Raw genomic sequence first — 5,487 nt, 5'->3', positions numbered from 1 at the left:
GGTATTAGATAATCGCTAAATATTAAAAGATAAAATGCCAGCAGGTTTTGCCTTCTGGATGCAGAAGACTGAGAGAGGTCATCGTGAGCGAAGTAAATATTCCATTAACATTTTCAGATGCAGCGGCTCAGCGAGTAGGCGCCTTAATCGCTGAAGAAGAGAACCCAAATCTAAAGCTACGTGTATACATTACCGGTGGTGGCTGTAGCGGTTTTCAGTACGGATTCACGTTTGATGAGAGCGTCAATGAAGGGGATACGACCATCGAAAATAGCGGTGTTACGCTTGTGGTTGATCCTATGAGCTTGCAATATCTAGTTGGTGGTCAAGTAGATTACACTGAAGGGTTAGAAGGTTCTCGCTTCTTCGTTAACAACCCAAATGCAACCACTACTTGTGGATGCGGCGCTTCATTCAGCGTTTAATTTTAAATAGACTGTATCAAAGGCCGTATATTATGCGGCCTTTGTTGTATCTGTATGACATTTCTAGAAACTGAGACCTGACCTATAATACTGCTCAACTCTATTTTCCTTTTAATTGGTTAGTTTATATCCTGTGTCTATCTTCTCGCTAGTTGACATTGCGAGCCCCTATATCATCTACGGCTTATCTATTACTGAATGAGTGGTTGTAAATTTCGGTAAATTTAGAGGCGATATAGAATCACTAAGGATAGTTATGGCTAGAATTTCTCCTCTGCGCTTTATTGCGACCAGACCTTATCTTGTATCTCTGTTTTTGATCATCGCACTGACACTTTGGCTTGGTGTTGGAATGTTGAATGCAGAAGATGATACCCCACAGCATAGTGAGAATAAGATCCCGCTAGCTAAAGTGGCGTTTACCTCTTTTGTTGCCAATCCTACTCATCAAACCATTGACCTTTACGGTCGTACCGCACCGAATAAACAAGCAAAGCTTGGCGCGGAGATTGCTGGAAAGATTGTTCAACTCAAAGTGAACAAAGGGGATAGCGTTAAGCAAGGTCAGGTTATCGCTCTGATTGATAAAGGAGATCTCGAAATTCAGCTAGAGCGCGCCCAGGCGATGCTTAAAGTTAAAGAGAAAGAGTTTAAAGCCGCGAAATCACTGCAAAGCAAGGGCTTACAGGGAGAGGTGGCTTTTACTAACGCACAAGCCGGGCTAGTTGAAGCGAAAGCTATGGTGAGCAACGCCAAAATAGCGTTAAGAAACACCTCAGTAAGTGCACCATTTACGGGGGTAGTTGATCATCTGTTTATTGAAAAAGGCGATTTCGTCGGTGTCGGTGACCCAGTTGCAAGCCTACTTGACCTAAGCAAAATCGTTATTGATGCGGACGTTAGCGAAAGACACATCCAAGACCTAGAGCTTGGACAGCAAGCGAGAGTCCGTTTTATTAATGGGCAAGAGGCCGAAGGTAAAGTGCGTTATATCGCAAGAGTTTCGTCTGCTGCAACCAACACCTTCCCAATTGAGGTCGAACTGCCCAATCCACAGCAGCGGATTCCGGCTGGTATTAGTAGTGAAGTCTCCCTGAATCTACAAAGCCAAATGGCGATTAAAGTGACGCCTGCCATGCTTGCGCTAGATGAGGACGGCAATTTAGGTGTCAAAACCTTAGTCGTCGATCGGATAAAATTTGTCCCTATTCAGTTAGTGAAAGCAGAGCAAGATGGTGTGTGGCTAACCGGCCTAGGTGAGCAAGTTGATATTGTCACCACTGGTCAAGGGTTTGTGCGCGATGGCGATCAAGTGATCGCTGTAGAGCAACAATAACAAGGAGATACAGTTATGTTCGCCTTAATTGATGCTGCACTTTCTCGCACGCGCACTATGGTGGTGTTACTGGTGTTTATTCTCTTGGCTGGTGCAGGGACTTATGTCGCGATTCCTAAAGAGTCTAGCCCAGACATTACCATCCCGATTATCTATGTTTCGGTTGGACACCAAGGGATCTCGCCAACGGATGCGGAAAGGCTACTCGTTCGCCCAATTGAACAAGAACTGAGGTCGATTGAAGGGGTAAAAGAGATGACCTCGACTGCTGCAGAGGGGCATGCTTCAGTAATGCTTGAGTTCAGTGTTGGTGTCGATCTGAATAAAGCCATGGCTGATGTTCGTGAAGCGGTAGATTTAGCCAAACCTAAGTTGCCTAGTGACAGTGATGAACCGACGGTAAACGAGGTGACTCTAGCTTCCGAAGAACCTGTACTTTCAATTGTTCTGTACGGCACAGTGCCTGAACGCACCATTGTTCATATTGCCCGTCAGCTACGTGACAAGCTTGAGAGTTATCGCCAAGTACTTGAGGTCGACATTGCGGGTGATCGCGAGGATATTGTTGAGATCATTGTTGATCCGCTACTGATGGAAAGCTATGGACTCGATCAGGGCGATATCTATAACTTGATTGCCCTTAATAACAAGGTGGTTGCAGCGGGCTTTGTTGATACTGGCTATGGTCGTTTTTCTGTCAAAGTCCCTTCAGTATTTGATTCATTAAAGGATGTTCTTGAGCTGCCAGTGAAAGTTGAAGGCAAGCAAGTCATTACCTTTGGTGATGTGGCGACGGTGCGCAGAGCGTTTCGTGATCCTGAAAGCTACGCTCGACTTGATGGTAAATCCGCTGTGGTACTCGATGTTAAAAAGCGTGCGGGTGAGAACATTATTGAAACTGTTGCTTTGGTTAAAGAGGTATTAGCCCAAGCGCAGGAGCGTGCTGATTGGCCGAATAACTTGCTGGTGAAATACACCTGGGATCAATCCAAAGACGTTAAGATGATGCTTAACGATCTGCAGAATAATATCTTGTCTGCGATTATTTTGGTGGTGATTGTCATCATCGCTATTCTTGGAGTAAGAACCGCCTTGCTGGTAGGAATTTCGATCCCGGGATCATTCCTGACTGGACTTCTTGTGCTGTCAGTCTTTGGTTTGACCGTGAACATTATCGTTCTGTTTTCGATGATTATGGCAGTGGGTATGCTTGTCGATGGTGCCATTGTCGTGACTGAGTTTGCCGACCGAAGAATGCAAGAGGGCACACCAAGGCGCGAAGCATACCGTGATGCGGCAAAACGTATGGCTTGGCCGATAACAGCGTCAACAGCGACGACCTTAGCTGCATTTGCCCCTCTGCTGTTTTGGCCTGACGTTACTGGTGAGTTTATGAAGTACTTACCGCTGACACTGATTGCGACTTTAACCGCTTCTTTAGCGATGGCCTTATTGCTTGTACCAGTACTGGGGAGTTTGATCGGTCGTCCTCAACACGTCACTAAGTCGCAACGCGAGAAAATGGTTGCACTGCACGATGGTGATTTTTCCAAGGCAACAGGCATAACTAAGCTCTATTACCACACTCTCGATATTGCGATTCGCCATCCATTAAAGATCCTCTTGAGTGCAATACTGTTGGCAATTGGTGTTGGCTTTACTTACGCCAAAGCAGGATTAGGTGCAGAATTCTTCCCTGAAGTTGATCCACCATTCTTTACAGTGAAAGTGCGCTCTTATGGTGATCTTTCGCTTGATGAGAAAGATGTGATCATGAGTGACATTGAATCAGTCATGCTTGGCCATAAAGAGTTCGAAAGTGTCTATACCAAAACGGGGGGGGATGATGAGATAGGCCAAATCCAAATTACCCCTTTGGATTGGCAATACCGTCGAAAAGTAAAAGACATTATTGAAGAGCTTAAGCAGCAGACGGATCAATATGCCGGAGTTGAGATAGAGTATAAGTTCCCCGATGCTGGTCCCCCTGTCGCCCATGACTTAGTGATAGAAATGTCTGCGCGTATTCCTGGCGAGTTAGATGGTGCTGCTAAGATGGTGAGGCAGTGGGCGGACAACTACCCGGCGTTTACCAACCTTAGTGACACCTCAAGCAAAGATGGGATCGACTGGCAGATTGATATTCGCCGTGATGACGCCTCAAGGTTTGCTGCCGATGCGACTCTGGTGGGTAATACGGTTCAGTTTGTGACTAACGGGCTTAAGATTGGCGATTATCTCCCTGATGATTCTACGGAAGAGGTGGATATTCTTGTTCGTTATCCAGAAGATAAACGTGATATCGGCAGGTTTGATCAACTGCGGGTTAAAACGCCTGCGGGTCTTGTCCCTATTACCAACTTTGCCAATATTGTTCCTGAACACAAGCAAGACACCATACGTCGTATTGACGGGTATAGGGTGATCAACATTATGGCAGACATGAAAGAGGGCTATAACCTTGCGTTGGAGTTGCCTAAGATCAGCGAGGCGGTTTCACAGCTGAACTTGCCACCGAGTGTCGAGTTTAGGATTCGCGGCCAGAACGAGGAGCAGGAAAATTCGTCGGCATTTTTGCAGAATGCTTTCTTGGTCGCTTTGGTGGTGATGGCGCTAATTCTAATCACTCAGTTCAATAGCTTTTACCAAGCTTTCTTGATCTTAAGTGCGGTACTGTTCTCAACCGTTGGGGTGTTTGTTGGCTTGCTTGTGTTTCAGAAGCCATTTGGCATCATTATGTCAGGGATAGGTGTGATCGCGTTGGCGGGGATTGTGGTCAACAACAATATTGTGTTGATTGATACTTACAATCAATTGTTGAGAAGAGGACTTGATAAACGTGAAGCGATTCTTCGTACGGGTGTACAACGTTTAAGACCTGTTATGTTGACTACGGTAACCACCATTTTAGGTTTACTGCCGATGGTGCTAGAAATGAACGTCGATCTGATCAATCAGAAAATCGAGTTCGGTGCACCAAGTACCCAGTGGTGGTCACAGTTGGCGACTGCCGTTGCTGGTGGATTGGCCTTTGCGACTGTGCTGACACTAGTCCTGACCCCATGTCTTCTGATGCTCGGGAGAGTGCATAAAGTAGAAGACCAAGCGAATCAAGTAATTGAAGCCGAATAGGATTGTTCATATAAAGTTAAAAGCCCCGCCATTTGGCGGGGCTCTTTTATGGCGTTGCGAGCAGTTGACCGTAGCGCTCTAGCTTATCTAATCTCAACTTAGCGTTGGCGATATAGGTGACTTTTGCTTTTCCTGTCAAGGATTTAGACTGGGGTAGCTTCACTGTGCGAGGGTTTTTATGTACCCCATGGACTAAGAATTCATAGTGCAAGTGAGGGCCTGTGACTCGACCTGTACCACCTAACGTACCTATGGTCTGTCCCTGTTTTACACGCTGTCCGGTTTTCACTTTGCGTTTCTGTAGGTGAAGATACTTGGTGATGTAAGTGTTGCTGTGCTTAATAAATACATAGTTACCGTTGAACTGGTTGTAGCTCGACTTCATCACCGTCCCGTCACCGGCAGCCCAGATTGGGGTCCCCACGGGGGCTGCGTAGTCAGTGCCACGGTGAGCGCGAACTTTGCCTGTTACTGGGTGGCGTCGGCTTGGGTTGAAGTTTGAACTTACGCGACGAAAATCAAGTGGTGAGCGTAGGAAGGCTTTTTTCATCGCTCGACCATTTTCGTCGTAGTAGTTACCCGTTTTATCGTCGA

At 46.3% G+C, this 5,487-nt stretch carries 4 protein-coding genes; 3 read left to right on the top strand and 1 reads right to left on the bottom strand.

Annotated features, from left to right (window positions below; genetic code table 11):
- The first annotated feature begins 83 nt into the window (after nucleotides 1-83).
- The 3 genes from erpA to QTO00_RS14030 all read left to right on the top strand — a co-directional run bounded on the left by erpA (nucleotide 84) and on the right by QTO00_RS14030 (nucleotide 4,893).
- Entirely contained in the window at nucleotides 84-425 is a 342-nt protein-coding gene (gene erpA, locus QTO00_RS14040) for an iron-sulfur cluster insertion protein ErpA (protein ID WP_038206306.1), read from the top strand.
- A 256-nt stretch (nucleotides 426-681) separates the two neighbouring features.
- Nucleotides 682-1,761 carry an efflux RND transporter periplasmic adaptor subunit gene (locus QTO00_RS14035; protein ID WP_331425356.1) on the top strand — a complete coding sequence of 360 codons (1,080 nt, stop codon included), beginning with the start codon at nucleotides 682-684 and terminating at the stop codon, nucleotides 1,759-1,761.
- A gap of 15 nt (nucleotides 1,762-1,776) precedes the next feature.
- The gene (locus QTO00_RS14030) at nucleotides 1,777-4,893 is read left to right on the top strand and encodes an efflux RND transporter permease subunit (RefSeq protein ID WP_331425355.1); all 3,117 of its coding nucleotides are present in this window, start codon (nucleotides 1,777-1,779) and stop codon (nucleotides 4,891-4,893) included.
- 46 nt (nucleotides 4,894-4,939) lie between these two features.
- On the opposite strand, the gene QTO00_RS14025 is transcribed toward QTO00_RS14030, so the two are convergent.
- Nucleotides 4,940-5,487: peptidoglycan DD-metalloendopeptidase family protein (locus tag QTO00_RS14025; RefSeq protein ID WP_331425354.1), on the bottom strand; the 548-nt coding region annotated here is incomplete at its 5' end.

This window comes from Vibrio sp. M260118 (genome assembly GCF_036533755.1).
Classification (GTDB): Bacteria; Pseudomonadota; Gammaproteobacteria; order Enterobacterales; family Vibrionaceae; genus Vibrio.
This window is presented reverse-complemented; position numbering and strand designations above follow the sequence as displayed.

Bases quoted from the DNA above. Each gene is read 5' to 3' on its own strand.
- QTO00_RS14035 (WP_331425356.1), top strand. From the start codon at position 682: ATGGCTAGAATTTCTCCTCTGCGCTTTATTGCGACCAGACCTTATCTT.
- QTO00_RS14030 (WP_331425355.1), top strand. From the start codon at position 1,777: ATGTTCGCCTTAATTGATGCTGCACTTTCTCGCACGCGCACTATGGTG.